Below are 26,917 nucleotides of genomic sequence, written 5' to 3'. Positions count from 1 at the left end.
TCCCGAGCAGTCCTGTTCATGCCTCAACCATCTGCCCTCTACCTGCGACTTCCCAACTGGCTGGGTGATGTCTGCATGAGCCTGCCCTGCCTGCAGGCCCTGCTGGACACCGGCCGGCCGGTCGTCGTCTGCGCCCGCCCCTGGGCCAGGGAGCTGCTGTCCGCCTATCCCCTGCACGGCTTCATCCCCATGAGCGGGAATTGGCGCCGCGACGGCTGGGCCGTGCGCCGCTACCGCCGGCAGGCCGGCCACCGCCGCGCCGCCGGGATACTGCTGCCCGACTCCCTGACCAGCGCCCTGACGTTCAAGCTGGCGGGCCTGCCGGCCTGCGGCTATCGGGATGACGGCCGCAGCCTGCTGCTGCGCTGGCCTTTGGCCAAGCCCAAGGCGCAGAGGCATGCGGTCGAGTCCTGGTTCCACATCGTGCGCCAGGCGCTGCTGCGCTGGCGGCTGGATCCGGTGCCCGCGGCCGCACCCGCCGCCCTGGGCTTGAAGCTCACGCCCCTGCAGCGCCAGGAGGGCGACAGCAGCCTGCGCCAGGCGGCCTTGCGCCCGGGCGACTATATCCTTATCGCCCCGACCGCCACCGGCCTGCACAAGGGCCGCGTCAAGGTCTGGCCGCACTTCGACGCCCTGACCCGTCGCCTGCAGGCCCTGGGCAGGACCGTGGTCATGTGCCCGCCGCCCAATGAGCACGAAGCCGCCCTGGCGAACGCCCCCACAGCGCGCTGCCTGCCGTCCCTGCCTCTTGGCGCCTTCGCCCGGCTATGCCAGCAGGCCCAATGGGTGATCTGCAACGATTCGGGCGTATCCCATGTGGCCGCCGCAGTCCAGGCGCGGCAACTGACCTTGTGCGGCGTCACCGATCCTGAAGACACCGGCCCCTGGTCGCCCCGCGCCCTGTGCCTGGGACGCGACGGCCAGTGGCCCGAACTGCAGGACGTCCTGTCCGCTCTCCAGCCTGTACCGGAGCCCGCATGAACCTGTCCAGCATATTGACCAGCCTGGTCATTCCCCTGAATCTGTTTGCCGCCCTGCTCCTGCTGGCGGTGATCCTGTTCGCCACTCGCCACCGCAAGACGGCCGCCGCCCTGGCGCTCAGCGGGCTGCTCTGGGCGGGCGCCTGGTCCCTGCCCGCCACCAGCCTGTGGGTGGGCGGCTATCTGGAAAACATGTATCCCTACCAGGCGGCGGCGCAGGTCCCGCAGGCCGACGCCATCGTGGTCCTGGGCGGCTATACGGCCCAGAACCGCAGCAACTGGTTCCTGCCCCAGACGGCGCGCAAGACCTCGGCCCGCGTGGAGCGCGCCGCCGACCTGTACAAGGCCGAGCGCGCGCCCTATATCGTGCTGTCGGGCGCCGCCCTGGACGGCGGCGTCAGCGAAGCGAAAATGATGGCCCATACGCTGGGCACGCTGGACGTGCCGGCCTCGGCCGCCCTGATGGAAAACAACAGCCTGACCACGCAGCAGAATGGCGAATACACCGCTCGGCTGCTGAATGAAAAAGGCTTCAAGCACGTGCTGCTGGTCACCTCCGCCCTGCACATGCCGCGCGCCATGGCCATTTTCCGCAAGCAAGGAGTGGACGTGATCCCGGCCGGCGCGGCGCCCCAGATCACCCTGCCGGACGTGCCCGGCTTCTCGCGCTGGAAGCCCAGCCTGCTGGCGCTGCAGTCCAGCCGCTCCATCATCAAGGAATACGTGGGCATCCTGGTGTACTGGTCGCGGGGCTGGACATGATCTGCCGCGAAGGCTGCGGCGCCTGCTGCATCGCCCCGTCGATTTCCAGCCCTATACCTGGAATGCCTTCGGGAAAGCCGGCGGGAGTCCGCTGTGCCCAGCTTGACGAAGACAACCGCTGCAACGTGTTCGGCCGCCCCGAGCGGCCGGCAGTCTGCGGCTCCCTGCGGCCCAGCGGCGATATGTGCGGCGACAGCCGCGAACAGGCGCTGCACTGGCTGGAGCGCCTGGAAAGAGAGACCTCGGTTTCGCTGTGAAATGCCGGGCGGCAGGGCGCCAAACAGATGAAACATCACGCCCGCTTTGAAAGCTGGATTTCAAAGCGGGCGATATTGCCGCAGACATTCGTGTCATTGACAAAACAACCGCGCAAGCAGGCTGACTCGGGTCAGTAGTTCAGGGCGGCCTGGCGATTCTTGTTGAGCATGGAGCGGGCGCGACGGTAGACCACTTCCGTATCGGCGGCGAACTTGCTCATGGAAAACTCCTGCTCGACACGACGCCGGGCGTTGCCGCCCAGGGTGCGCAGGCAGAACTGCCCGTCCAGCAATTGCTGAAGGTACTGTTGCAAGGCCTGCACGTCCCCCACGGGCACGACCCAGCCGTCCAGGCCGTCGCGCACATTTTCCGGCAGGCCTCCGGCCGCGGATACCAGCGTGGGCAGGCCAGCCGCCATGGTCTCGCAACTGGCGTAGGACGCGGCTTCCCGATACGAGAGCACGAAACCGACGTCGCTGGCCGCCAGCACCCGGCGCACATCCGACACCAGACCGGGAAAATTGACCGACTCCAGCATGCCCAGTTCGCGCACGCGCGCCATCATGGCATCGTTGGGCGGATCGCCGGCCACCAGTATGCGGATGCGCCGGCGTTGCGCTGGAGCCAGCCGACTGACCGCCTCCACCAACAGCAGCCAGCCCTTGTTCAGATCCGTGCCGCCTATGCTGCCAAAGACCAGGGCATCCTAGGGCAAGCTGCCGAAAAACGCCTGCCGCGCCTCTTGCCGCTGACTGCGGGACGGCGGCTGGAGGTAGGAAATGTCGATGCCGTTGCGCACCACGGTGATGGGCGCACGCGCATAGCCCGATTGCCGCAGCTGCCGTTCCACGAATTCACACACGGCAATGGCCGACTGGGTGCCGAAACGGGCGCGCAGGCGGTGGCCGAAACTGTCGACCTCGTTGGTATTGTGCTTGGTCCAGACAATGGCCGGCGCTTCGCGCAGGCCCAGGCTGGCGGCCATGAGATGGCGATGATCCGCCCCGCCGTTGCAATGGGCGATGTCGAATCGTTCGGCCTTCAGGAAGCGGCGCAGGCGCAAGATCTCGGGCACGGCGGAAAACACGCGCGAGGTGGACAGGCCGGGCAGCACACGCACATTGGGCAGGCGCGAAGCCTCCCGGAACAGGCGCCCGGTCGGCGGTGCGGCCAGCGTGAATTCGCAGCGGTCCGCCATCTCCCGCAACAGGCTCAGGACATAGGTCACATGACCGCCGCCATTGCCATGATGAATATCGTTAATGAGAACTTTCACAAATCGCTCCGCCAACAGCCTGCCTGGACAGCTTGCTCAATACGCACCCCGAACGGATGCCCGTACGTGTCGGAGTTTATCTGTTAGCAAGCTTGCTGAACAACAACTGAACAGAGTGAAAACCGGCTGAACGCAACTTAAATACAACACTTCTGCCGTTCAGCGGCGTTGCAGAACCTCGTCGTACAAGGCTTGATAGCGGGCGGCCACGGAGGGCCAGCTGAACTCGGAGAGCAGTTCGCGCGAATTCTCCACCAGTTGCCGGACGGCGGCCGAGTCCTCGCCCAGTTGCCGCACCGCTTGTGCGAGTTCCTGGGCGTTTTCAGGATGGGTCAGGAGCAGCGCATGATGCCCGGCGCGCACATACTGGGCAAAACCGCACCAGGGGCTGGGGCTGAGCACCACCGGCAAGCCGTAGGACATGGCCTCCAGCGGCGCCATGCCGAAGCTGTCGTTCAGAGTGGGATGCACATAAATGTCGGCTGCCCGGTAATAAGGCTCCACATTGGAGGTCTCGCCCAGCAGGACGACACGGTCCTCCAGGCCCAAGCCGGTCAGTTGCTGGCGCATGGCGTCACGCAGGCCCGGCTTGCCGCCCACGACCAGCAGCCGGTAGCGGGACGGCAGTTGCGCCAAGGCCTGCAGCACGGTGACCAGGCCCTTGCGCAAGGGATTGCGCGCCACCAGCAGGCAGACGATGTGCTCGTCGTCCAGTCCCAGCCTGGCGCGGGTCTGCGCGCGATCCTGGCCGCCGGCGTCGGGTTCGGGCAGCAGTACGCCCGGCGCGATGACCGGATAGGGGTGCACGCTGCCGTAGGCCTGCTGCAATTGTTCGGCGATCAGGCCGGAGACGGCCACGACGGCATGCGGGCCGGGGCGCAGCCTGCGGCCCTCCAGATGCAGGTACATGCCGACCCTGGGGCTGAAGCAGGAGCCCAGCTTCTTGAACCAGGGCAGCGCCCGCACGCGCCAGTTGTAGCGTACCGGCGTGACGTGCACCACTTCCACGTCGCCGCACCAGCCGTTCATGTGCGAATGCACGATGTCGAAGCCCCGGGCGGTGGCCTGAGCGGCCTTGCGGGCGAACAGCCAGCTGCGTATCCAGCCCGGCCAGCGCGACCAGTGCCGGATGGGCACGTAGGGCAGTTTCAGATCGCAGCGGCTGTCATAGTCGCGCGCGAATACCGTGATGTCGTGATGGCGCGCCAGTTCGCGCATCAGTTCCACGCCATAGGCTTCGGCGCCGCCGAAGCGGTTGCCGAAACGATCCACCACGAAGGCGATGCGCAGGCGCGCCGGACTCTGATCCGCGGAAGGCTGGGTGTCGCTCATGGGGACGAGGTGCGGCGCCGGTCTTCAAGGCGCGTGATGCACTTTTGCAGAAAACGGAGAATATTCGTGGACCGCGCCACGGTGACGCGGGGCAGGTCGAACAGATCGTCGTCGGCGCGCGCCAGCCCGCGATTGGTCGTGGTGGCGTTATGGTAGCCCGCCTGGCGCACCAGATCGCGGATCGCCCGGGTCTGGTCGCCATAGGGATAGCAGAAGGCGTTGACCTCCACCTGCAACAGGTCCTGCAGCTCGACCCGGGATTGAACGATCTGGTACTGGGCGATCTCGGAGGACACCTCGGTCAGATGGACGTGGTCCAGCGTATGCGACCCGGCTTCGTGACCGGCGGCCACCCAGGCGCGCAATTCGGGCAGCGACATCAGGCCGGAGTGCGGCACGCCCTTGGGCTGGTCCCAGAAATTGGAGCCGTCCAGGTGGCGGGCCACGATATAGTTGGTGGCGGTGAAACCCAGCTCGTCCAGCACCGGCATGGCGTTCTGGAATACGTTGCGATAGCCGTCATCGAAACTGATGCCCACCACCTTGCCCTGCTTCTCGCCGCGCAGGTAGGGCATGAGCTGGGCCATGGACAGGCCGCGGTAGCCCAGCCGCTTCAGCCAGGTCATCTGGCGACGGAAGTCGGTGGGGTGCACGGTCAGGCCGCGATAGGGCGAGCCCTTGGGCGCCGGCAACCCGATCTGGTGGTACATGAGAATCGGAATCATAGCGGCATTATAAGCAGCCATGAGCCTGTCCGCGCTCTTTTCATGGCTCCTCCCGTCCTGCAAAGGCCATGCGTGAACAGGCCCTAGGTCTGCTTCCGGCGCGTGTAGTACCAGAGCTTGCTGTAACGAAAGAGACTGCCGGAAGCAGCCATGCAGGCCAGGATGAAGCCCTGCGGGCCGTCCAGGAAGCCGCGCCGCACGACGTAATGCCGCAGGAACGTCCAGACCGCATGGCCGGCGATGCCGGGCAGGCTGGTGGTCTTGCCGCGCGCCTGCATCTGGCGCGCCGCCTCGGTCGAATACGTATTGATCTTGTCGATGAACACTTCGAGGCTGGCATAGGGGTAATGCAGGAAATGCCCGTCCAGGATCGCCGTAGGCTGGTCGGTCTGCACGCTTTCATGGACCTTGACGTCCTTGAAGCGCGCCGTGCCGCGCCGGAACAGGCGCAGCACCCGGTCGGGCCACCAGCCGCTGTGGCGTATCCAGCGGCCGGCGAATTCGGACAGGCGCGCGATGCGATAGGCCACAGCCCGGGGTCGGGCCAGCTCCTGCTGGATCAGGCGGGCCAGCTCGGGCGTGACGCGCTCGTCCGCGTCGATGGACAGCACCCATTCGCCCGTGGCCAGATCCAGCGCCCGGTTCTTCTGCGGGCCGAATCCCGGCCAGTCCGGCGTCACGGTGACCTGGGCGCCCATGGCGCGGGCGATCTCGCAGGTGCGGTCCGTGCTTCCCGAATCCACCACGATGATCTCGTCGGCAAAAGACACCGACTCCAGGCAGGCGCGGATATGCGCCTCCTCGTTCTTGGTGATCAGGATGACGGAAAGCCGCGGCAGCGGCTGGGCCGTCCCGTTCATTTCTGGCGCTGCCGGCGTCGCCATGCCTTCCACCTGTTGAAGATAGGACCGATGAGCGGATGCACGGCCACGTTGAGGCGGCGCCCCACGGACGCGCCGGTGGTGTCGCGCACGGCGAAACGGTAGATGTGCAGCGGGTCCGTGCCCGGCTGGTTCGAACCGAAGGCGCGCGTGGTGTACAGGTAGCGAAAGCCCGCCTGCTGGGCGATCCGCACATAGTCCGGGTCGAAATAGCCCTGCGGCCAGCAGAACTGGTCCGAGACGGAACCCAGCTTGGCGCGCAGAGTCTGGCGCGACTGCTCCAGCTCCCAGCGCATCTTCTCGTTCTTGTGCTCGCGCTGCTCGCCCAGATCCCAGCGCGTATGCGTATGGGTATGGCTGTGGAACTCGAACACGCCCTCTTCCTGCATGGCGCGGATTTCGCTCCAGCGCAGGATGACTTCGTCGCTGCGTCCGGCCGCGATGCGCGCTTCGCATTCCCGGTGATCGGGGCATTCGGGGACATCGCCCTGGCCAGCGTGCGGACGCACCGGGCCGTCCTTGACCCAGGAGGTCACCAGGAAGATGACGGCATTGAAACCATATTTCTTGAGCAGGGGGTAGGCATGGACCCAATTGTCCAGATAGCCGTCGTCGAAGGTGATCAGCACCGACTTGCGCGGCACGCCCTGCCCCTGCAGGTGACCGACGAACTGCTCGGTGGTCAGGCTGGTCCAGCCGTGGCGCTTGAGCCATTGCAGATGCTGCTCGAAATGCTCAGGGGATGCATTGATCATGCCGCCCTGGGGGGTGACGTGGTGATACATCATCACCGGCACGGTGGTGGCCATTCTCATTTTTGCAGTTCCTTCAGCCAGCGGTAGTACGCGCCTTCAAGCCGGTCGCCCATCGCCTTGGGAGTGAATCGTTCATCGCTGCGGCAGAATTCCCGCCCGGCCGCGCCCATGGCGCGGCGGCGCTCCGGATCCCGGATCAGCTCATGCAGGGCGGCGCGCAGCGCCTCTATGTCGTGCAGGGGCGCCAACAGGCCGCTGCGCCCTTCCAGCATCATTTCCGGCACGCCGCCCACCCGGGTGCCGACCACGGGCAGGCCGGCGCTGCCGGCCTCGACGAAGGCCGTACCCGACGCTTCCATGTGGGTGGCAAGGGCGAAGATGTCCAGGTTTGGCAGCAGGGACGGCACGTCCGAGCGGGCGCCCAGCAGATGCACGCGCTCCTGCAGGCCCTGCCCGGCCACCAGAGCTTGCAGTTCCTCGAAACCTGGCGAGCCTCCGCCCGCCAGGACCAGATGCAGATCGGGGTGCAAGGCGAACAGGGGCTGCATGGCCGCAATCAGTTCGCGGTGCCCTTTTTCGCGCCGCAGCACGGCCACGCAGCCCACCAGCAGCGCGTGCGGCGGCAGGCCGAGCTCGGCCCGCAGGTCCAGCGCGGGGGCGGAATCCAGCAGGGCCGGATCCACGCAGGGATACACGACCTGCACCGATTCCGGCTTGACGCCGCGCTGGATCAGATGCTCGCGCACGTACTCGCTGGGCGTGATGACGCGCTTGGGCACGATGGTGTAGGACAGCAGCGATCCAACCTTCTTGGCCAGGTGGCGCGTACGCACGATCAGCGGCGTGCCCGCCAGCCGCCCGGCCATGCCGGCCAGCAGGGCGTCGCGGCGGCTGTGGCTGTTGACCACGTCGAAGCCGCCCTGGCGCAGCACGCGACGCAACTGACGCACGCCGCGCAGGTAGTTGCGGGGGCCGTCCATGTACAGGGTGTGGACGACGAAGCCTTCGTCGCGCAGGCGCGCCGCCAATTGCGCATGAGGCTGGCAGGCGGCCTCCACATGATGGCCGCGTTCACGCAGGATGCGCATCACGCGCAGGATGTAGTTCTCCTGGCCGCCGAAGCTCGTGGCGGCCTCCGAGTGCAGGATGCGCAGCGGCCTCATCGGTAGCTGATCTCCACTTCCCGCGTGGCGTCCCATTGCTCCAGCTGCTCCAGCATGGAGTCGGCCAGGCGCACCCGCCAGTCCCGGCCCAGCTGGATGACGCATTCATAATCGGGTCGATGCAGTTGCACTTCCACGGCCACCCCTCCCCCTTCCGGGGCGCGATGCGGCGCCAGCAGGTTCTGCAGACAGGCGGCGTCGGCCTGGTCTCCCAGGACGATGCTCAGGCAGCTGGCGCGGGTTTCGCGGGCCAGCTGCAGATCGAAGATGGCGTCGGCCGTCACGCGCAGGCCGCCGGTGTAGTCGTCATTGCTGACCTTGCCCTGGATGATGACGAGCTGGTCTTCCTTCAGGCGCTGGCGGTGCTCCTCGAACAGTTCGTTGAAGATGGCCACTTCGATCTGGGCGGAGCCATCGTCCAGCATGGCATACAGCATCTTGCCTCGGCGCGTCATGCGCACGCGCACGGCCGACAGCACGCCGGCGAACCATTGCGGATTGCGGGAGGCTTCCAGGCGCGCCAGCGGCGTGGGCGCGAAGCGGCGGACCTCGTCGCGCCAGGCGTCGAACAGGTGGCCGCTGAAATAGAAGCCCAGCGCCGTCTTTTCCTGACGCAGCCTTTCCTGCAGGCTCCAGGGCGCGACCTTGGCGACTTCGCCTTCCACGATGTCGTCCGAATCGTCGGCGAACAGGGCGGACTGGTTGGCGCTGCGCTCGGCCTGCTCGGCCGCCTCCACCGCCGCGCCTATGGTGGCCAGCAGCGCGGCGCGGTTGTCGTCGATGCAGTCAAAGGCGCCGGCCCTCACCAGGGCTTCGATGGTGCGCTTGTTGACCTGGTGGCGGTCCACCCGGCGGCAGAAGTCGAACAGGCTCTTGAACGGCCCTTCCTGGGCGCGCGCCTGGACGATGGCCTCCACCGCGGCCTGACCCGTGCCTTTGACGGCGCCCAGGCCGTAGCGCATGGTGCGCGGCGGCAGCCCCTGCGCCGTGTAGCTGTCCTCCACGGGCTCGAAGCGGTAGTTGGACGCATTGATGTCGGGCGGCAGGACCTGCACGCCATTGGCCAGCGCATCCTTCCAGAAGATCTGCACCTTGTCGGTGTCGTCCATGTCCGACAACAAGGTGGCGGCCAGGAACTCGGCCGGGTGATGGGCCTTGAGCCAGGCCGTCTGATAGGCGATCAGGGCGTAGGCGGCGGAGTGACTCTTGTTGAAGCCGTAGCCCGCGAATTTCTCCATCAGGTCGAACAGCTTGACCGCCAGCTCGGGATCATGCCCCTTCTTGACGGCGCCTTCCTCGAACAGCACGCGGTGCTTGGCCATTTCCTCGGGCTTTTTCTTGCCCATGGCGCGCCGCAGCAAGTCGGCGCCGCCCAGCGAATAGCCGCCGATGATCTGCGAGATCAGCATCACCTGTTCCTGGTAGACGATCACCCCGTAAGTGCTGCGCAGGGTGCTTTCCAGGTCCGGGTGGAAGTAGTCCACTTCGGCGCGGCCGTGCTTGCGATTCACGAAGTCCACCACCATGCCCGATTCCAGCGGCCCCGGACGATACAGGGCCAACATGGCGATGATGTCTTCGAAGGTGGACGGCCGCAGGCTGCGCAACAGCTCCTTCATCCCGCGCGATTCCAGCTGGAACACGGCGGTGGTGTTGCCCTCGCACAGCAGCTTGTAGGAGGCGTCGTCGTCCAGCGGCAATGCCATGATGTCGAAGTCGCGCTTAGATGGATTGAACTGCCGCACGTAGCGCACCGCCCAGTCCAGGATGGTCAGGTTGCGCAGGCCCAGGAAGTCGAACTTGACCAGGCCGGCGGCTTCCACGTCATCCTTGTCGTATTGGGACACGGCATTGGCGTCCGGGCCGGGCTGGCAATACAGCGGGCAGAAGTCGATCAGCTTGCCCGGCGCGATCAGCACGCCGCCGGCGTGCATGCCCACGCTGCGCGTCAGGCCCTCCAGGGGCCGGGCAAGATCGATCAGGGCCTTGACCTCTTCGTCGTTCTCATAGCGTTCGCGAAAGGCGGGTTCGTCCGCCAGGGCGCGCTCCAGGGTCCAGGGATCGGCCGGGTTGAAGGGGATCAGCTTGGACAGGCCGTCGCACATGCTGTAGGGCAGCTCCAGCACCCGGCCCACATCGCGCTCCACCGCCTTGGCGCCCAGCGTGCCGAAGGTGGCGATCTGGCTGACAGCCTGGCGGCCGTATTTTTCCTTCACGTAATCGATGACACGTTCGCGGTTGTCCTGGCAGAAATCCACGTCGAAGTCGGGCATGGAGACCCGCTCGGGATTCAGGAAACACGCGAACAGCAAGTGGTAGCGCAGCGGATCCAGGTCGGTGATGCCCAGGCTGTAGGCGGCCAGCGAGCCCGCCCCCGAACCCCGGCCGGGACCGACCGTCACGCCGTTGTGCTTGCCCCAGTTGATGAAGCCGGCCACGATCAGGAAGTAGCCTGGAAAGCCCATGGAAATGATGGTGTTGCATTCCCAGCGCAGGCGCTCCGCGTAGGTCGGATACTGCGCCTGGCGTTCGGCCTCGTCCGGGTAGAGCTGCTCCATGCGCTTTTTCAGGCCTTCCTCGGCCTGATGCACCAGGTAGTCGTCCAGCGTCATGCCGTCGGGCGTGGGGAAATCGGGCAGGTAGGGCTTGCCCAGCTCCAGCTCCAGGTTGCAGCGCTTGGCGATCTCCAGCGTGTTCTCCAGGGCCGAGGGCACGTCGGCGAAACGGCGTGCCATCTCCTCCGAATCCAGGAAATACTGCTCGGGCGTGAAGCGCTTGACGCGCTTGGGATTGGCCAGCTGTTCACCCTCGGCGATGCAGACGCGCACCTCGTGGGCGCGGAAATCGTCGGCCTCGATGAACTGGATGGGATGCGTGGCGACCACGGGCAGGTCCAGCTCGGCGGCCAGCCGCATCGCTGCCTGCACATACAATTCGTCGCCGTCGGCGCCGCAGCGCTGCAGCTCGATGAAGAAGGCGTCGGGAAACAGCCCCGCCCAATGGCGCGCGCACTGGCGCGCCAGCTCCATGTTGCCGGACTCCAGGGCCTGGCCCACGTCGCCCATGCGCGCCCCCGACAAGGCGATCAGGCCGCTGCGCCCTTCCAGCCAGGCGCGCCGCACTTCCGCCCTGCCCTTGTACTGGTTGCCCAGCCAGGCGCGCGTCAGGATGTCGCACAAGTCCAGGTAGCCGGCCTCGTTCTGCACCAGCAGAAGCAGGCGCGAAGGCTTTTCTCGATCCTCCTCGTTCTGCAGCCAGATGTCGCAACCCATGATGGCCTTGATGCCGGCCTTGCGCGCGGCCTTGTAGAACTTGATCTGGCCGAACAGATTGCACAGGTCCGTCAGGGCGAGCGCCGGCTGCCCGTAGGCCAGCGCCTTCTTGATCATGTCGGGTATGCGGGCGATGCCGTCCACCACCGAGAACTCGGAGTGGGATCGCAGATGGACAAAGGAGGTGTGTGTTTCGCTCATGTCGGAATTGTACTGAACCCGATTGAAAATGGTTGCTCCGGCGCGGCCGGGACGGACGGCCGGAGCAGCGGACGGGAGAAGGACGCGCGCATCAGCGCTGCAAGGCCGCCCAGGCTTTCTCCAGGCGCTTGACCGAGACCGGCATGGGCGTGCGCAGCTCCTGTGCGAACAGGGACACGCGCAGTTCCTCCAGCATCCAGCGCAAGTCGCGCAGGCCGCTGTCCTCGGCCCCTTTCAGGGCGGCCACGGCGCGCTGGTACTTGACCAGCAGCGGAGCCATGTCCTGCATCAGACGCTGATCGCGGGCCGGGTCGGCGCGCAGCTTGTCCACGCGCGTCTGCACCGCCTTCAGATAACGCGGGAAATGGGCCAGCTGCTTGTATTCGCTGGCTTCCAGGAAGCGGGCCGGCATCAGCGCCGCCAATTGCTGCTGCATGTCCTTCAAGGCCTCGGGGTGCGCCTTGACCTGGGCCAGCTTCTTCTGCGCCGCGCTCCATTCGACCAGGATCTGGCCCGCCAGCCGGGCCACCTCCTGGGCCACCAGCCCCAGGCGGCTGCGGCCTTCCTGGGCGCGCACCTCGAAGCTCGCCTGGTCATGCGGCCAGGGCTCCATCATGCACGATTGCTCCAGGGCCACATCGATGATCTGGTCGCGCAACTGTTCTTGCGTGCCCAGGGTCATGTACAGCATGCTGATGCGCGTCAGATCCGCGATGTTCTTTTCCAGGAAGCGCACCTGCTCGCGCAGGGCCAGCCGGAACAGGCGGCGCAGACCCTTGCGATGCTGGCGGCGCGCCTCGGCCGGATCGTCGAACACGTCCAGGTCGCAATGCGTCTTCTGATCGATCAGCGCCGGGTAGCCGATGAAGCTGCGGCCCTTGCGCCTGATCTCCATCAGTTCGGGCAGTTCGCCGAAGGACCAACTGGTCAATTGCTCGTGATCCAGCACCTGCGCGACATGCTCGTCGGCCGCGGCCATCTGCTGGAAGGAAGCCTGGGCCTGACGGCCGTGCTCGGCCTTGAGCTGGTCCAGGTTGCGCCCGCCCGAGAGCATCCGGCCATGTTCGTCGATGACGCGAAAGTTCATGAACAGATGGGCGGGCAAGGTCTCCAGCTTGAAATCGCTGCGCTGCGGCCGCTGCTTGACCTGCTCCCACATATCCTGGGCGATGGCGTCCAGCAGGCTCATGCCGGGATCGGCCGCACGGTCGAACCAGCGCTTGTGGAAAGCATCGGCATAGTCCGGCAAAGGCACGCAATGGCGGCGGGTGCGCTGCGGCAGGGACTTGAGCAGCGCCAGCACCTTTTCCTTGAGCATGCCCGGCACCAGCCATTCGCAGCGCGCCGGGTCGATCTGGTTCAGGGCGAACAGGGGCACGCTGAGCGTCACCCCGTCGCGCACCGAACCGGGCTCGAAGTGGTAATCCAGCGCCATCTTGACGCCCTGCCACTCCACCGACCGCGGGAAGACGTCGGTGGTGATGCCGGCGGCGTCATGCCGCATCAGCTCGTCCCGGCTCAACTCCAGACCCTTGGCCTGCTCCTTGGACAGCCCCTTGTACCACTTCTCCAGCGTCGCGGTCTGGTAGACATCCTGCGGGATGCGCTGGTCGTAAAAGGCGTAGATCAATTCCTCGTCGATCAGGATGTCCGGCCGGCGCGACTGGTGCTCCAGGCGCTCCACCGCCGAAATCTGCTGGCGGTTATGGCGCAGGAACGGCAAGCTGGAGTCGATCTCGCCGGGCACCAGGGCCTGGCGCAGGAAGATCTCGCGCGCCTGCGCGGGATCGATCTTGCCGAAATGCACGCGCCGTCCGCTGTAGATCATCAGGCCATACAGGGTGGCGCGCTCGTTGGCCACCACCTGGCCGGCCTTCTTCTCCCAGCGCGGATCGGACCAGGTCTTGCGCAGCAGGTGCGCCCCCACCTTCTCCACCCATTGCGGCTCGATGCGGGCCACGCAGCGCGCGAACAGGCGCGTGGTCTCCACCAGCTCGCCGGCCAGGATCCAGCGCCCGGCTTTCTTGACCAGCTTGGAGCCCGGATGGATGACGAAACGCAATTCGCGCGTGCCTTGGTACAGGCCGGTTTCTTCGCTTTTATGGCCGATATTGCCGATCAGGCCCGTGAGCAAGGCCAGATGCACCTGCTCGTAGGTGGCCGGCGAGGGATTGGCCGTCCAGCGCTGCTCGTGCACCAGGCTGCGCAACTGGGTGTGGACGTCGCGCCATTCGCGCACGCGCACGGGCGAGAGCAGGGCCTGCTTCAGGCTGTTCATGAACTTGCGCTGCGAGCCCTGCTCGGCGGATTGCTCCTCCAGCCAGTTCCACAGTTTCACATAGGACAGGAACTCGGACTTGTCGTCATTGAAGCGGGCGTGTGCCTGGTTGGCGGCCTCGCGCTCGTGCATGGGGCGATCGCGCGGGTCCTGCACCGACATGGCGGCGGCAATGACCAGCATTTCCGTCAGGCAGTGCTGCTCGTGTCCGGCCAGCACCATGCGCGCCACGCGCGGGTCCACCGGCAGCTTGGCCAGCGAGCGGCCCACCGGGGTCAGGCGCTGCTGCTCGTCCAGCGCGCCCAGCTCCTGCAGGATCTGGTAGCCGTCGGCGATGGCCCGGCCCGTGGGCGGCTCCACGAAGGGGAAGGTTTCCACGTCGTCCAGCCGCAGGGCCTTCATGCGCAGGATCACCGAGGCCAGCGAGGAACGCAGGATCTCCGGATCGGTGAAGGGCGGACGGCTCTTGAAGTCCTGCTCGTCGTACAGGCGTATGCACACGCCGGGGCCGATACGGCCGCAGCGGCCGGCGCGCTGGTTGGCCGAGGCCTGGCTGACGGCCTCGATGCGCAGCTGCTCGACCTTGTTGCGCCAGGAGTAGCGCTTGATGCGCGCCAGCCCGCTGTCCACCACGTAGCGTATGCCGGGCACGGTCAGCGAGGTCTCGGCCACGTTGGTGGCCAGCACCACGCGGCGCGCATTGCCCTTGGGGCGGAAGATCTGTTCCTGCTCGGCCTGCGACAGGCGCGCGAACAAGGGCAGGATGACGGTATTGGCGGGCTTGTCCTTCTCCAGGGCCTCGGTGTGCTCGCGGATCTCGCGCTCGCCGGGCAGGAACACCAGCACGTCGCCGCTGCCGTGGCGGGCGCATTCCTGCACCGCGTCCACGATGCCGTTCATCAGGTCACGCTCCTCTTCCGAGGCCGAGCGGCGCTCCTCCGCGTCCCCCTGGGACTCGTCCATGATGGGACGGTACAGGATCTCCACCGGATACAGGCGGCCCGACACTTCGATCACGGGCGCCGGCTTGCCCTTGTGGGCGAAATGACGCGCAAAGCGATCCGCGTCTATGGTGGCGGAGGTGATGATCAGCTTCAGGTCGCGGCGCCGGGGCAGCAACTGCTTCAGGAAGCCCAGCAGGAAATCGATGTTCAGGCTGCGTTCGTGCGCCTCGTCGATGATGATGGTGTCGTAGCGGCTGAGCATGGGGTCGCGCTGCGACTCCGCCAGCAGGATCCCGTCCGTCATCAGCTTGATGGCCGAGCGCGGGCCGGTCTTGTCGTTGAAGCGGATCTGGTAGCCTACCCAGTCGCCGATCTCCGACTGCAGCTCCTCGGCGATGCGCTTGGCCACCGAGGTCGCGGCCAGGCGGCGCGGCTGGGTGTGGCCGATGACCCTGCCGTCCAGCCCCCGGCCCATCTCAAGGCATATCTTGGGCAACTGGGTCGTCTTGCCCGACCCGGTTTCGCCGCACACGATGACAACCTGGTGGTCCCTGATGGCCCTGGCTATCTCGTCCCGGCGGCCGCTGACGGGCAGGTCTTCGGGGTAAAGGATGGGCGGCAGGGTGCGGGGGTTTTCAGTCAATTCTACGGACTCGTGCATGAAAGGTATTTTCTGGTACAGACATCATTATAATTTTGGCTTCAAGCCTTAGAGCGTGTTCAATCTCTTCAAGTACGCTCTCGAATTTGGACGCATAGATCCCCTGCAATGAACACAGACACCCCCGACTCGTTTACCGCTCTCGAACCACCCGATCAAGCCCAGGCGCAATTCGTGCGATGGTTCAGGGAAGTGGCCCCTTATGTGCATGACTTCCGGGGCAAGACGTTCGTGGTGGCCTTCGGGGGGGAACTCATCAACGACGGATTGCTCAACACGCTGATCCCGGACCTGTCCCTGCTGTCCGCCCTGGGCATCAAGCTGGTGCTGGTGCACGGCTCGCGCCCGCAGGTCAATGAACAACTGCGCCTGAAGGGCGAGACCACGCAATTCGGCCGCGGCACCGAGCCCACCAGCGCGGCCGCGCTGGAATGCGCCAAGGAGGCCGCCGGCGAGATCCGCCTGGACATCGAGGCCGCCTTCAGCCAGGGCCTGCCCAACACGCCCATGTCGCACGCGCAGATCCGCATCATTTCGGGCAACTTCGTGACCGCCCGCCCGGTGGGCGTGATCGACGGCGTGGACTACAAGCATGCCGGATCGGTGCGCAAGCTGGACGTGGACGCCATGCGCGTCATACTCAACCAGGGAGCGCTTATTCTACTCTCCCCGCTGGGCTTTTCCCCAACGGGCGAAGCCTTCAACCTGGACATGGAAGACCTGGCCACCAGCACGGCCATCGCGCTGCGCGCCGAAAAGCTGATCTTCCTGACGCCCGAGCACATCGGCCACTCCAACAATCTGGAAATCGACTCGGAGCTGGCGCGCGCCGATGCCGACGCCCTGCTGGCCTCGGGCAAGCTGGACGAGGATTGCTCCACCTTCCTGCGCTATGCCTCCCAGGCCGTCAAGCGCGGCATCGCCCGCGCCCACCTGGTGCCCTACAAGCAGGACGGCAGCATCCTGCTGGAGATCTTCACCCACGACGGCGTGGGCACCATGGTGGTGGAAGACACCCTGGACGACCTGCGTCCGGCCAACCTGGACGATGTGGGCGCCATCGTGCAGCTGATCGAGCCGCTGGAGATCGACGGAACGCTCGTGCCGCGCGGCCGCTCGGTCATCGAGCGCGAGGTGGAACGCTTCACCGTGCTGGAGCACGACGGCATCATCTACGGCTGCGTGGCGCTGATCCCCTACCCCGAGGAAAGCATGGCCGAGATGGCCTGCCTGATCGTGCACCCCGAATGGCAGGGCTCGGGCGAAGGCGAGATCCTGCTGCGCCACACCGAGGCCAAGGCCCGCGCGGCCGGCTTCAAGCGCCTGTTCGTATTGACCACGCGCACCTCGCATTGGTTCATCAAGCGCGGCTTCGTGCAGGGCGGCGTGTCCGACCTGCCCAAGGAAAAGCAGTCGCACTACAACCGTTCGCGCAACAGCATGGTCTTCATCAAGAAGCTCTGATCCGGCGCCTGTATTGGGTACAATGTCCCCATCCAAGCTCAGATTAAAAAGGAAAAGACATGGCACGCATGGTCCAGTGTGCGAAACTCAAGCAGGAAGCCGAAGGCCTGGACTTCCCTCCCTACCCCGGCGATCTGGGCGTGAAGATCTGGCGCAACATCTCCAAGCAGGCCTGGGCCGACTGGATGGACGTGCAGACCCGCCTGGTCAACGAGAATCGCCTGAACCTGGCGGATTCGCGCGCCCGGCAGTACCTGAAAGAACAGATGGAAAAATATCTGTTCGAGGACGCCGACGTCGAAGCCCAGGGCTTCGTGGCGCCCAAGCCCTGATCTCTCCCGTCCCGTCCTCATAAAAAAACACCTGCCGCGGCAGGTGTTTTTTTTGGCGTTCAAGCCAGTTTCATTCCTCGTCCTCAGGCGGGGGTTCGCCGCGCGCGGTGCGCTCGGTGTTCTTGACCCCGGTGTGGCGCACGTCATCGCCGCGCACCATGTAGATGACCCGTTCGGCCATGTTCTTGGCATGGTCGCCGATGCGCTCCAGCGCGCGGGCGATGAAGATCAGGTCAATGGAATGCGAAATGGTGCGCGGGTCCTCGATCATGTAGGTGATGATGTGGCGCAGCGAGCCCTTCCATTCGCGGTCCACCTCCTTGTCGCTGCGCACGATCTGGGCGGCGTGCAGCGCATCCTGACGGGCGAAGGCGTCCAGGGCGTCGTGGATCATGCCGGCCACGGAAGAGCTCATGTGACGCAGCTCGACCACGGGCTCGTAGCCGACCGTGCTTTCGTGCAGGCGGCGGGCCATCTTGGCGATGCGCTCGGCCTCGTCGCCACAGCGCTCCATGTCGGTCAGCATCTTGGAGATGGACAGCAGCAGGCGCAGGTCGATGGCGGTGGGCTGGTTGCGGGCGATCAGATTGGTGATGCGCTCGTCGATTTCGACTTCCAGGCGATTGACTTCCTTTTCGCGTTCGCGGACCAGGTCGACCAGCGACATGTCTCCGGTCTGCAAGGCTTCCGTGGCGCTCTTGACCATGGATTCCACGATGCCGCCCATCTGCAGGAACAGCGAGCGGGTGGTTTCCAGGTCGGAGTGGAACTGCTTGTTGGTATGTTCGTTCATAGTGGCCTTCTGTAACGGCGAAGTGGCTCTCGCCAAGCGCTCAATCAGGCACTTAGCTTAAGCGCAGATTATGACAGAGACATTAAGGTTCAGAAACCTGGACCCGCCAGCATGCGCACGCCCTGCTGGCCCGCCACCAGGGCCACGCTGGCCGGCTTGAGCGCGAACAGGCCGCAGCAGACCACGCCGGGGATGTTGTTGATGCGCGCCTCCAGCGCGGCCGGGTCGGCGATGGACAGCCCGGCCACGTCCAGGATCAGGCCGCCGTTGTCCGTCACGAAGCCGGCGCGCTCCACGGGCTGGCCGCCCAGTTCGCGCAGCTGGCGGGCCACGGCGTTCAGGGCCATGGGGATGACCTCCACCGGAAGGGCGAAGGCGCCCAGGCGCTCGACCAGCTTGGATTCGTCCACGATGCACAGGAACTTGTCCGCCACCGAGGCCACGATCTTCTCGCGCGTGAGCGCCCCGCCCCCGCCCTTGGTCATGTTCAGCGCGCCGTCGATCTCGTCGGCGCCGTCCACGTACCAGTCCATGCGTTCGATGCCGTTCAGGTCCTGCACGGCGATGCCCAGGCCCTGCATGCGCTCGGTGGAACGGTTGGAGCTGGAGGCGGCGGCCTTGAAGCGGCTCTTGTGCGGGGCCAGCGCGTCAATGAACAGGTCCACGGTGGAACCGGTGCCCACGCCCAGGATGGACTCGGGAGTCAGACGGGGCAGGATGTAGTCGACGGCGGCCTGCGCCACCTGTTGCTTGAGCTCGGACTGTGTGTACATGGCGATCAAAGAAAATCGGGGGCTGGGCCCCCGTGATGGGCATTTAGAGAAAACGAGCGGCGAACTTGCCTTCGTTGAAGCCCACGCTGACTTGCCCTTGCGGGGTGAGCAGCACGGGCCGGCGCACCAGGGCCGGGAACTGCGCGATCAGCTCCAGCCATTGGGCGTCGCTTTGCGGATCCTTGCGCTCCTCGGGCAACTGGCGCCAGGTCATGGAGGCGCGATTGACCAGCTTGGGCCAGCCTCCCAGCTCCTGCGCCCAGGCCTGCAAGCGGGCGGGCTCCAGAGGATGGTCGCGGTAATCCGAGAATTCCAGCGGCAGGCCGTGCGCCTCGAACCAGGCGCGCGCCTTCTGGCAGGTGCTGCAATTCTTCAGGCCGTACATCGAGAACATGGCAATACTCCGTATCGATCAAGCGCGCCGCTCGCGGCGCACCTGCAGGCGGTTGGCGACCACGACGAAGGCGCCGACCACCAGGATGAACAGCGTGGCCAGGGCGTTGATCTCGGGCTTGAGGCCCAGGCGCACGCGCGAGAAGACTTCCACGGGCAGGGTCGTGAAACCGGGGCCGGACAGGAAGGAGGCGATCACCACGTCGTCCAGCGACAGGGTGAATGCCAGCAGCCAGGCCGCCATCAGGGCCGGCGTGATCGAGGGCAGCACGATCATGAAAAAGGCCTTGAGCGGCGTGGCGCCCAGGTCCAGCGCGGCCTCTTCCTGCGAGCGGTCCAGTTCGCGCATGCGCGACTGCAGGATGACCGTGGCATAGGCGGTGCACAGCACCACATGGCCGACCCAGATGGTGAACACGCCGTTCTGCTCGGGCCAGCCCAGGAAGGAATTGAGCTCCACGAACATCAGCAGCAGCGAGATGCCCAGCACGACTTCCGGAATGACCAGGGGGGCGCTGATCAGGCCGATGTACAGGGCGAAGCCCTTGAACCGCCCCATGCGGGTCAGCACATAGCCGGCCCAGGTGCCCAGCACCAGCGCCGTGGTGGCGGTCAGGAAGGCCACCAGGAAGGACAGGCGCGCCGCCGAGAGCAGCACCTTGTCCTGGAACAGGGATTCGTACCAGCGCAGCGAAAAGCCCGACCAGGAGGTCATGATGGCCGAATCATTGAAGGAGAAGACCACCAGGAACAGGATGGGGACGTACAGAAAGCCAAAGCCCAGGAGCAGGACCAGGGCGCGCAGCCAGGGATTCGGTTTGGTCATGAACGGCCTCCACGCTGGCTTTCGATCTGGCGCATCTGGCTGTACTGGAACAGGATCAGCGGAATGATCAGCAGCAGCACCATCACGCAGGTCACGGCCGCGGCCATGGGCCAGTCGGCGTTGTTGAAGAACTCGTTCCACATGATGCGGCCCATCATCAGGGTATCCGCCCCGCCCAGCATTTCCGGAATGACGTATTCGCCCACCGAGGGTATGAACACCAGCATGGCGCCGGCGATCACGCCGGGCATGGACAGCGGCAGGGTGAGGTGCAGAAAGGCCGACCAGGGGCGCGCGCCCAGGTCATAGGCCGCCTCCAGCAGGCGCACGTTCAGCTTCACCAGATTGGCGTACAGCGGCAGGATGAAGAACGGCAGGTAGGCATAGACCAGGCCGATGTAGACGGCCAGGTCGGTGCGGTAGATCTCCAGCGGAGCGTCGATCACGCCCAGCCACAACAGCACGCTGTTGAGCAGGCCGTCGTTGCGCAGAATGCCCACCCAGGCGTACACGCGCAGCAGCATGGAGGTCCAGAACGGCAGGATGACGGCCAGCAGCAGCAGGTTGCGCACCGCCGGGGACGAACGGGCGATGTAGTAGGCCACCGGGTAGCCGATCAGCACGCAGCACAGCGTGGTGACGGCCGCCATCTTCAGGGAACTGAGGTAGGTGGCCAGGTACAGATTGTCGCTGAACAGCAGGATGTAGCCGCGCAGGTTCAGCACGAAGGAAATGCTTTCGTCCGCGAACTGCGCCAGCGGCGTGTAAGGCGGAACCCCGAAATCCAGGTCCGCGAAGCTGATCTTGAACACCAGCAGGAACGGCACCAGCAGAACCAGGATCAACCACAGGAACGTGGGAGCCACCACCAGCGTGCGCCCCGCGGGCAGCAGTTTGCGCCAGGACAGGTTCTTCATGCGCTCAGCACCGTTGCGCTGTCATCGGACCAGGATACGTAGACTTCTTCGTCCACGCCGGGCGCATCCGGCTGGGCCAGCGTGCCGCTGGGCATCTGCGCCTCGATCAGCATGCCCGAATCCAGGCGGATCTGGTAGCGTGTGTAGCTGCCCATCCAGGCCACGTGCGTGACGATGCCGTGCCCCCAATTGGTGTCTTCCGTGGGCATCTCGCGGCTGACCTGGATCTGCTCGGGGCGGATGGACACGGACACGGCCATGCCCAGAGGCTCGCTGATGCCGTGGCTGACGTACAGCGGACGGTTCAGCTCTTCGCATTCGATGTGCACGTGGTCGGGCTCGTCCACGGAGATGACGCCGTTGAACAGGTTGGTGGAACCGATGAAGCCGGCCACGAAGCGCGAATTCGGAAAGGCGTAGACATCATAGGGCGTGCCATGCTGGATGATCTGCCCTTCGGACATCACCGCCAGGCGGTCGGCCATGGTCATGGCCTCTTCCTGGTCGTGCGTGACCATGATGCAGGTGACGCCGACGCGCTCCAGGATCTTGACCAGCTCGATCTGGGTCTTCTGGCGGATCTGCTTGTCCAGCGCCGACATGGGCTCGTCCAGCAGGAGCAGCTTGGGCCGCTTGACCAGGCTGCGCGCCCGGGCCACGCGCTGCTGCTGCCCGCCCGAGAGCTGGTGCGGCTTGCGCCGCGAGAAGCCCGCCATCTGGACCAGGTCCAGCGCTTCAAACACGCGCTCGTCGATCTCGTTGCGCGGCACGCCTTCCTGCTTCAGGCCGAAGGCCACGTTGGCCTCGACCGACATGTGGGGAAACAGGGCGTAGGACTGGAACATCATGTTGACCGGCCGGCGGTAGGGAGGCAGGTCCGTGATGTCCTCGTTGTCCAGGTAGATCCGACCGGAGGTCGGCTCCTCGAAGCCAGCCAGCATGCGCAGCAAGGTGGACTTGCCGCAGCCCGAACTGCCCAGCAGGGCAAAGATTTCGTGGCGGCGCACATCCAGGCTGACCGATTTGACCGCGACCGTGTCGCCGAAAATCTTCACGACCTCGTCCACGCGCACGAACGCGTCCTCGCCGTCCATCCAGGGCGACGCTCCGGTACGGATATCTTGCATGGTGCCTAGCGTCCCGATTTCAGTTCAGCCCACAGGCGCGTCTGCAGACGCTGCACCTTCAGAGGCTGCGGCTTGATGACGAACAAGGTCTTGGAGACCTCGGGAGAGGGATAGATCATGGGGTTGTCGGCCACTTCCTTCACCACGAACTTGCGCGCCTCCTTGTTGGCGTTGGGATAGAACATGGTGTTGGTGATGGCGGCATGCACCTCGGGCGTCTCGATGTAATTGATGAAGGCGTGCGCCTGCTCCACATTGGCCGCGCTCTTGGGGATGGCCATGGTGTCGAACCACACGGGCGCGCCGCCCTTGGGAATGTAGTAATCGATGGCGTAGGGCTTCTTGGCCTCGCGGGCGCGGGCGGACGAGATCATCACGTCGCCCGAGAAGCCGTAGACCATGCACAGGTCGCCGGCGGCAGCTCGTCGATGTAGCCCGAGGAACTGAACTGGCGCACGTAGGGACGGATCTTCTTGAGCAGGTCCAGGGCCTCGCGCAAGTCGGCTTCATTGCTGCTGTTGGGGTCCTTGCCGAGGTAATGCAGCACGGCGGGGAACACCTGGGCGGCCTCGTCCAGGATGGAGATGCCGCAGCCCTTCAGCTTTTCGGCGTTTTCCGGCTTGAACAGCATGTCCCAGTTGCCCAGGTCCGCGTCCGCGCCCATGATCTCCTTGACCTTGGTGACGTTGTAGCCCAGGCCGTTGGTGCCGTAGCCCCAGGGGATCAGGTATTCGTTGCCCGGATCCACGTCGGCCAGCAGGGCCATGATGTCGGGGTCCAGGTACTTCCAGTTGGGGATCAGGCTCTTGTCCAGCTTCTGGAACAGGCCGCCCTCGATCTGGCGGGCGGCATAGTGGGTGGAAGGCACCACCACGTCATAACCGGACTTGCCGGTCAGCAGCTTGGCCTGCAAGGTGTCGTTGCTGTCGTACACGTCGTAGCGCACGGTGATGCCCGTGGCTTTCTGGAAACCGGACAGCGTGTCCGGCGCCGTGTATTCGGCCCAGTTGTAGACATTGACGACCTTGTCCTGTGCCTGCGCGGCGGGCAGCATGGCGGCAGCGGCCAGCAGGCCGGCGAGTACCCGTGGTTTGTTCATCCCAAAAGACATCGCGAGTCCCCTTCCTATCGAAAGCGAAAAACCCAAAAGGCGAGATGATAAAGCTTTTTTGCGGCCAATAGTCGTATTTAAAACCGCATTTGATGACGGTATGAGGAAAACATTTCCTGCCACCAGGCATCGCCGCGCTGCGCGCACACTTTGACCAGCGAGCGCCTGAGGCGCTGCAGGTTGTCCAGCGCCTGGGAACGGCTCAGGCCTCCTTGGCGGGCGCGGTCGAAATCGATCAGCCAGACCTTGTCATTCGCATCCAGCAAAATATTGTAGGCGTTAAGGTCGGCATGCCAAACCTCGAATTGATGCATGCGGGCGATCTCGTGCGCCACCCGCTCGGGCGAGGCCCTTTCCAGAGCCTGGCACAGGGGATCGACATCAGGCAGGCGACGGGTCATCAGGGCCGCCCGGTAGCACAGGCCGCGGCGCCACCAGGCGGCGGCCAGCACGGGCGGGACGGCCAGCCCCTTGTGGTGTAAATAAGACATCACCTGGAATTCACGCCAGCTGCGGGTGCGTTCGCGCCCCTGCCAGAGGTAGGAGGACTCGTTGAAACGGGCCACCAGGCCGCCGCGCCGGTAGTGGCGCAGCACGGCCGCGCCGAAAGGACCTTGCACGAACCAGGCGGCCTGCCGTCCGCCCTGCCCCACCTTGGCGGCCTGTGAACCGTAGGCGGCAGGCTCGAACCAGCGCTGCAGCGCTGTCGGTCGCAGATCCGGGAGCCCGGCCAGCTCGGGAGCCAGCAAGGCGCCCCCGTCCGGAAGCGGAAAGAAGGAATCAGGCGTGGCGTTCACAACGGCTCCTCAAGCGCGGGCCAGCAGCAAGGCCATGATGAGCACCAGCATGCAGGCGAAGATGAATTTCAGCCGGGGTTCGGGCAGGCGATAGGCCAGGCGCACCCCGTACGGCACCAGGGCCAGGCTGCCCAGCGCCATGGGCAGGCCCACCTGCCAGCTGGCCTGCCCGTGCACGGCGTAGGTCAGCAAGGCCACCAGCGTGCCCGGGATGATCATGGACAGCGCCAGGCCTTGCGCGCCGGTCTGGCTGTAGCCCATGCGGCTGGTCAGGAACGGCACGACCAGCACCGAGCCGCCCACGCCGAAGATGCCGCCGGCCAGCCCCGCCATCATGCCCACGCCCACGTACCAGGACCAGCCGAAGGAGTCCGGATCGGGCCGACTGCGGGCGGAGCCGCGCCTGCCCAGGCTCTGGTGGAAATAATACAGGGCGATGAGCAGCACGAACACCGAATAGATGCGCCGCAGCAGCACGGCATCCATGCCCAGGGCCAGGCGCGCGCCCAGCCAGGTGAAGACGATGGAGGACAGGGCGCCCAGGGCGGCGCGGCGAAAGTCGATGTGATTGCGGCGATGGTACTGGCGCACCGTGAGCAGCACGGCCGGCACCACCATGAGGAGAGCCGTGCCTGGGGCCGTCTGCTGGTCCATGCCCAGGATCAGGCCCAGCAGCGGAATGGCCAGCAGCCCCCCGCCTATGCCCAGCACGCCGCCCGTAAAGCCGATGAGCGCGCCTCCCAGCAGGCAGGCCAGGATCAATTGAAAACTTGTCATGAAATCGCTACAGGTTGCGCAGGCGCTCGACCGCGTCCTCGACCCGGTCCACGGCCCAGATCTCCAGTCCCTCGATGGGCTGGCGCGGCGCATTGCTCTTGGGAATGAGCGCGATGCCGAAGCCCAGCTTGGCCGCTTCGCGCAGGCGCTCCTGCCCGCGCGGGGCCGGGCGAACCTCGCCGGCCAGGCCGATCTCGCCGAACACCACCAGCCCGCGCGGCAGGGGGCGGTTGTTCAGGGACGACAAGATGGCCAGCAGCACGGCCAGGTCGGCGGCCGGCTCGGTGATCTTGACACCGCCCACGGCGTTGACGAACACGTCCTGGTCGTAAGTGACCACGCCCGCGTGGCGGTGCATGACCGCCAGCAGCATGGCCAGCCGCGAGCTTTCCAGGCCCACGGACAGACGGCGCGGATTGGGCACGTGGGCCGAATCCACCAGCGCCTGGATCTCCACCAGCAGGGGCCGCGTGCCTTCCTGCGTGGCCATGACGCAGGAGCCGGCCACGCTTTGCGAATGCTGCGACAAGAACAGCGCGGACGGGTTGCTCACGCCCTTGAGGCCTTTCTCCGTCATGGCGAACACGCCCAGCTCGTTGACCGCGCCAAAGCGGTTCTTGAAGGCGCGCACCATGCGGAAGGAGGAATGCGTGTCGCCTTCGAAATACAGCACCGTGTCCACGATGTGCTCCAGCACGCGCGGGCCGGCCAGCGTGCCGTCCTTGGTGACGTGGCCGATGAAGATCATGGCGGTGCCGCTCTGCTTGGCCAGGCGGGTCAGCTGTGCGGCGCACTCGCGCACCTGCGACACCGAACCGGGCGCGGCGCTGAGCTGGTCCGAATACAGCGTCTGGATGGAGTCGATGACCACGATGCGGGGCTGGTGCGACTGCAGGGCCTCGCTGATGGACTCCAGCCGGATCTCGGCCAGCAGGTCCACGCCCTGCGTGGGCACGCCCAGGCGCCGGGCCCGCAGGGCCACCTGCTCGGCGGATTCTTCGCCGGTAACGTACAGGACCTTGGTCTGCTGGGCCAGGGCGGCCATGGCCTGCAGCAGCAGCGTGGACTTGCCCACGCCCGGGTCGCCGCCGATCAGGATCACGCCGCCTTCCACCAGCCCGCCGCCCAGCACGCGATCGAATTCGCCGATGCCGGTGGGCACGCGCGGCAGTTCGCGCGCCTGCACGTCCGACAGACTTTGCACCGGACTGGAACCGGCCAGGGAGGCGAAACGGTGCGAGGAAGCCGCCGCAGGCGACTCCACGGTTTCCTGCAGGCTGTTCCAGGCCCCGCAGGCCGGGCACTTGCCGGCCCACTTGGGCGTGTCGGCCCCGCATTCGTTGCAGACAAAGACGATCTTGGCCTTGCGGCCGGCGCGCGCGCCTATGGCCATCGTCAGCGCCCCGCCAGGCTGCCGCCGCCGTCCACGCCCAGGTTCTGGCCGGTGATGAAGGCGGCCTCGTCGCTGAGCAGGAAGGTCACGGCGGCGGCCACTTCGCCCGCCTGCCCGAAGCGTCCCAGCGGGATGGAGGCCAGGCTGCGCTGCTCGGCTTCGCTGCCCACGGGATGCGTGGCGCGGAACAGTTCGGTTTCAATGGGGCCTGGAGAGACGGCGTTGACCGTGATCCCGTAGGGAGCCAGCTCCAGCGCCCAGGTGCGGGTGCAGCCCAGCAAGGCGCTCTTGGCGGCCGAATAGCTGGTGCGGTCGCTGCCGCCATGCACCGCCCGGCTGCAGATATTGACGATGCGGCCTTCCTTGCGGGCCTTCATGGACGGGATGAAGGCCTGGGTCACCTGCACGGCCACGCGCACGTTCAGGTCGAAGACCTGGTAGAGATTGCCCAGGTCCACCTGCCCGATGGGCTCGGGCGCCACGGCGCCCACATTGTTGACCACGGCGTCCACCGGGTACTTTTCGCGGATGACGCGCAGCATTTCCTCGGTCTCGCCCGCATTGCTCAGGTCGCAGGAATACAAATAGCCGGGAAAGTCGATGTTTTCCGTATGGCGGGCAAGGCCCACCACGTGGGCGCCGGCGTCCGCCAGGCGTTGGCTGATGGCCCAGCCTATGCCTTTGGTGGCGCCGGTGATCAATACGCATTTGTTCTTCATGGCCCTG

The 26,917-nt window shown here is 65.8% G+C and carries 24 protein-coding genes and 1 pseudogene; 5 read left to right on the top strand and 20 right to left on the bottom strand.

Translation table 11 applies throughout. The features are described 5' to 3' along the window. The first annotated feature begins 18 nt into the window (after positions 1-18). The 3 genes from ACWPWO_RS06300 to ACWPWO_RS06290 are packed head-to-tail and all read left to right on the top strand — an operon-like array spanning position 19 to position 1,999. Positions 19-981, top strand: coding sequence for a glycosyltransferase family 9 protein (locus ACWPWO_RS06300; protein ID WP_454005274.1), 963 nt, complete (start codon positions 19-21; stop codon positions 979-981). Continuing rightward, positions 978-1,742, top strand: a complete 765-nt coding sequence (locus tag ACWPWO_RS06295; protein ID WP_394065050.1) for a YdcF family protein — start codon at positions 978-980, stop codon at positions 1,740-1,742. The genes ACWPWO_RS06300 and ACWPWO_RS06295 overlap by 4 nt, the downstream gene beginning before the upstream one ends. Next, entirely contained in the window at positions 1,739-1,999 is a 261-nt protein-coding gene (locus ACWPWO_RS06290; protein WP_454005272.1) for a YkgJ family cysteine cluster protein, read from the top strand. The genes ACWPWO_RS06295 and ACWPWO_RS06290 overlap by 4 nt, the downstream gene beginning before the upstream one ends. 131 nt (positions 2,000-2,130) lie before the next feature. Here the strand turns inward: ACWPWO_RS06290 and ACWPWO_RS06285 are convergent, their stop codons facing one another. The 9 genes from ACWPWO_RS06285 to hrpA form a co-directional block, all read right to left on the bottom strand. Continuing rightward, entirely contained in the window at positions 2,131-2,685 is a 555-nt protein-coding gene (locus ACWPWO_RS06285; RefSeq protein WP_454006287.1) for a glycosyltransferase, read from the bottom strand. A 21-nt stretch (positions 2,686-2,706) separates the two neighbouring features. Beyond that, positions 2,707-3,276, bottom strand: coding sequence for a glycosyltransferase family 4 protein (locus ACWPWO_RS06280; protein ID WP_454005270.1), 570 nt, complete (start codon positions 3,274-3,276; stop codon positions 2,707-2,709). A gap of 159 nt (positions 3,277-3,435) precedes the next feature. Beyond that, entirely contained in the window at positions 3,436-4,608 is a 1,173-nt protein-coding gene (locus tag ACWPWO_RS06275; RefSeq protein WP_454005268.1) for a glycosyltransferase family 4 protein, read from the bottom strand. After that, on the bottom strand, positions 4,605-5,318 hold the full coding sequence (locus ACWPWO_RS06270; RefSeq protein ID WP_394065788.1) for a polysaccharide deacetylase family protein: 714 nt from the start codon (positions 5,316-5,318) through the stop codon (positions 4,605-4,607). Before ACWPWO_RS06270 ends, ACWPWO_RS06275 begins: the two co-directional genes overlap by 4 nt. A 98-nt stretch (positions 5,319-5,416) precedes the next feature. Then, positions 5,417-6,217, bottom strand: coding sequence for a glycosyltransferase family 2 protein (locus tag ACWPWO_RS06265; RefSeq protein ID WP_454005266.1), 801 nt, complete (start codon positions 6,215-6,217; stop codon positions 5,417-5,419). Next, a complete protein-coding gene (locus ACWPWO_RS06260; RefSeq protein ID WP_394065040.1) occupies positions 6,190-7,029 on the bottom strand; it encodes a polysaccharide deacetylase family protein in 840 nt (279 codons plus the stop codon). The genes ACWPWO_RS06265 and ACWPWO_RS06260 overlap by 28 nt, the downstream gene beginning before the upstream one ends. Further along, positions 7,026-8,132, bottom strand: coding sequence for a glycosyltransferase family 4 protein (locus tag ACWPWO_RS06255; protein ID WP_454005264.1), 1,107 nt, complete (start codon positions 8,130-8,132; stop codon positions 7,026-7,028). Before ACWPWO_RS06255 ends, ACWPWO_RS06260 begins: the two co-directional genes overlap by 4 nt. Further along, positions 8,129-11,605 carry a DNA polymerase III subunit alpha gene (dnaE, locus tag ACWPWO_RS06250; protein WP_454005262.1) on the bottom strand — a complete coding sequence of 1,159 codons (3,477 nt, stop codon included), beginning with the start codon at positions 11,603-11,605 and terminating at the stop codon, positions 8,129-8,131. Before dnaE ends, ACWPWO_RS06255 begins: the two co-directional genes overlap by 4 nt. Before the next feature lie 91 nt (positions 11,606-11,696). Continuing rightward, on the bottom strand, positions 11,697-15,488 hold the full coding sequence (hrpA, locus tag ACWPWO_RS06245) for an ATP-dependent RNA helicase HrpA (protein WP_454005260.1): 3,792 nt from the start codon (positions 15,486-15,488) through the stop codon (positions 11,697-11,699). 108 nt (positions 15,489-15,596) lie between these two features. Here hrpA and argA point away from each other — a divergent pair, with 108 nt between their 5' ends. After that, entirely contained in the window at positions 15,597-16,952 is a 1,356-nt protein-coding gene (argA, locus tag ACWPWO_RS06240) for an amino-acid N-acetyltransferase (RefSeq protein WP_454005258.1), read from the top strand. A 59-nt stretch (positions 16,953-17,011) separates the two neighbouring features. Next, positions 17,012-17,284 carry an oxidative damage protection protein gene (locus ACWPWO_RS06235; RefSeq protein WP_454005256.1) on the top strand — a complete coding sequence of 91 codons (273 nt, stop codon included), beginning with the start codon at positions 17,012-17,014 and terminating at the stop codon, positions 17,282-17,284. Positions 17,285-17,354: 70 nt separating this feature from the next. Here the strand turns inward: ACWPWO_RS06235 and phoU are convergent, their stop codons facing one another. The 11 genes and pseudogenes from phoU to ACWPWO_RS06180 form a co-directional block, all read right to left on the bottom strand. Beyond that, positions 17,355-18,077 carry a phosphate signaling complex protein PhoU gene (gene phoU / locus ACWPWO_RS06230; protein WP_454005254.1) on the bottom strand — a complete coding sequence of 241 codons (723 nt, stop codon included), beginning with the start codon at positions 18,075-18,077 and terminating at the stop codon, positions 17,355-17,357. A gap of 89 nt (positions 18,078-18,166) precedes the next feature. Further along, complete coding sequence (rpiA, locus tag ACWPWO_RS06225) at positions 18,167-18,850, bottom strand: ribose-5-phosphate isomerase RpiA (protein ID WP_454005252.1); 684 nt, start codon at positions 18,848-18,850, stop codon at positions 18,167-18,169. Positions 18,851-18,893: 43 nt separating this feature from the next. Continuing rightward, the gene (locus ACWPWO_RS06220; RefSeq protein WP_454006285.1) at positions 18,894-19,250 is read right to left on the bottom strand and encodes a Spx/MgsR family RNA polymerase-binding regulatory protein; all 357 of its coding nucleotides are present in this window, start codon (positions 19,248-19,250) and stop codon (positions 18,894-18,896) included. Positions 19,251-19,262: 12 nt separating this feature from the next. Continuing rightward, positions 19,263-20,069, bottom strand: coding sequence for an ABC transporter permease subunit (locus tag ACWPWO_RS06215; protein ID WP_394065025.1), 807 nt, complete (start codon positions 20,067-20,069; stop codon positions 19,263-19,265). Then, positions 20,066-20,986: an ABC transporter permease subunit gene (locus ACWPWO_RS06210; protein WP_454005251.1), complete on the bottom strand. Its 921-nt coding sequence runs from the start codon at positions 20,984-20,986 to the stop codon at positions 20,066-20,068. The genes ACWPWO_RS06215 and ACWPWO_RS06210 overlap by 4 nt, the downstream gene beginning before the upstream one ends. After that, the gene (locus tag ACWPWO_RS06205; protein WP_454005250.1) at positions 20,983-22,113 is read right to left on the bottom strand and encodes an ABC transporter ATP-binding protein; all 1,131 of its coding nucleotides are present in this window, start codon (positions 22,111-22,113) and stop codon (positions 20,983-20,985) included. Before ACWPWO_RS06205 ends, ACWPWO_RS06210 begins: the two co-directional genes overlap by 4 nt. 5 nt (positions 22,114-22,118) lie before the next feature. Next, positions 22,119-23,224, bottom strand: a pseudogene (locus tag ACWPWO_RS06200) (polyamine ABC transporter substrate-binding protein). 77 nt (positions 23,225-23,301) lie between these two features. Beyond that, positions 23,302-24,021: a 3-deoxy-D-manno-octulosonic acid kinase gene (locus ACWPWO_RS06195; protein WP_454005248.1), complete on the bottom strand. Its 720-nt coding sequence runs from the start codon at positions 24,019-24,021 to the stop codon at positions 23,302-23,304. A gap of 9 nt (positions 24,022-24,030) precedes the next feature. Then, complete coding sequence (locus ACWPWO_RS06190; protein WP_454005246.1) at positions 24,031-24,798, bottom strand: sulfite exporter TauE/SafE family protein; 768 nt, start codon at positions 24,796-24,798, stop codon at positions 24,031-24,033. Positions 24,799-24,805: 7 nt separating this feature from the next. Further along, positions 24,806-26,191 carry a DNA repair protein RadA gene (gene radA / locus ACWPWO_RS06185; RefSeq protein ID WP_454005244.1) on the bottom strand — a complete coding sequence of 462 codons (1,386 nt, stop codon included), beginning with the start codon at positions 26,189-26,191 and terminating at the stop codon, positions 24,806-24,808. 2 nt (positions 26,192-26,193) lie between these two features. Continuing rightward, positions 26,194-26,910, bottom strand: a complete 717-nt coding sequence (locus tag ACWPWO_RS06180) for an SDR family oxidoreductase (protein WP_394065013.1) — start codon at positions 26,908-26,910, stop codon at positions 26,194-26,196. Between the last annotated feature and the right edge of the window lie 7 nt (positions 26,911-26,917).

This window comes from Alcaligenes sp. Marseille-Q7550 (genome assembly GCF_965112015.1).
Note: the sequence above shows the minus strand (reverse complement) of the source record. Positions and strands in the feature narration are given on the sequence as shown.

Excerpts from the sequence above, each read along its gene's own strand:
- ACWPWO_RS06205 (WP_454005250.1), bottom strand. The coding sequence starts at position 22,113 with ATGCAAGATATCCGTACCGGAGCGTCGCCCTGGATGGACGGCGAGGAC.
- ACWPWO_RS06255 (WP_454005264.1), bottom strand. The coding sequence starts at position 8,132 with ATGAGGCCGCTGCGCATCCTGCACTCGGAGGCCGCCACGAGCTTCGGC.
- hrpA (WP_454005260.1), bottom strand. The coding sequence starts at position 15,488 with ATGCACGAGTCCGTAGAATTGACTGAAAACCCCCGCACCCTGCCGCCC.
- ACWPWO_RS06270 (WP_394065788.1), bottom strand. The coding sequence starts at position 5,318 with ATGTACCACCAGATCGGGTTGCCGGCGCCCAAGGGCTCGCCCTATCGC.
- ACWPWO_RS06190 (WP_454005246.1), bottom strand. The coding sequence starts at position 24,798 with ATGACAAGTTTTCAATTGATCCTGGCCTGCCTGCTGGGAGGCGCGCTC.
- ACWPWO_RS06265 (WP_454005266.1), bottom strand. The coding sequence starts at position 6,217 with ATGGCGACGCCGGCAGCGCCAGAAATGAACGGGACGGCCCAGCCGCTG.
- ACWPWO_RS06260 (WP_394065040.1), bottom strand. The coding sequence starts at position 7,029 with ATGAGAATGGCCACCACCGTGCCGGTGATGATGTATCACCACGTCACC.
- ACWPWO_RS06300 (WP_454005274.1), top strand. The coding sequence starts at position 19 with ATGCCTCAACCATCTGCCCTCTACCTGCGACTTCCCAACTGGCTGGGT.
- dnaE (WP_454005262.1), bottom strand. The coding sequence starts at position 11,605 with ATGAGCGAAACACACACCTCCTTTGTCCATCTGCGATCCCACTCCGAG.
- rpiA (WP_454005252.1), bottom strand. The coding sequence starts at position 18,850 with ATGTACACACAGTCCGAGCTCAAGCAACAGGTGGCGCAGGCCGCCGTC.
- ACWPWO_RS06180 (WP_394065013.1), bottom strand. The coding sequence starts at position 26,910 with ATGAAGAACAAATGCGTATTGATCACCGGCGCCACCAAAGGCATAGGC.
- ACWPWO_RS06275 (WP_454005268.1), bottom strand. The coding sequence starts at position 4,608 with ATGAGCGACACCCAGCCTTCCGCGGATCAGAGTCCGGCGCGCCTGCGC.
- argA (WP_454005258.1), top strand. The coding sequence starts at position 15,597 with ATGAACACAGACACCCCCGACTCGTTTACCGCTCTCGAACCACCCGAT.
- ACWPWO_RS06210 (WP_454005251.1), bottom strand. The coding sequence starts at position 20,986 with ATGAAGAACCTGTCCTGGCGCAAACTGCTGCCCGCGGGGCGCACGCTG.
- ACWPWO_RS06295 (WP_394065050.1), top strand. The coding sequence starts at position 978 with ATGAACCTGTCCAGCATATTGACCAGCCTGGTCATTCCCCTGAATCTG.
- ACWPWO_RS06235 (WP_454005256.1), top strand. The coding sequence starts at position 17,012 with ATGGCACGCATGGTCCAGTGTGCGAAACTCAAGCAGGAAGCCGAAGGC.
- radA (WP_454005244.1), bottom strand. The coding sequence starts at position 26,191 with ATGGCCATAGGCGCGCGCGCCGGCCGCAAGGCCAAGATCGTCTTTGTC.
- ACWPWO_RS06215 (WP_394065025.1), bottom strand. The coding sequence starts at position 20,069 with ATGACCAAACCGAATCCCTGGCTGCGCGCCCTGGTCCTGCTCCTGGGC.
- ACWPWO_RS06290 (WP_454005272.1), top strand. The coding sequence starts at position 1,739 with ATGATCTGCCGCGAAGGCTGCGGCGCCTGCTGCATCGCCCCGTCGATT.
- phoU (WP_454005254.1), bottom strand. The coding sequence starts at position 18,077 with ATGAACGAACATACCAACAAGCAGTTCCACTCCGACCTGGAAACCACC.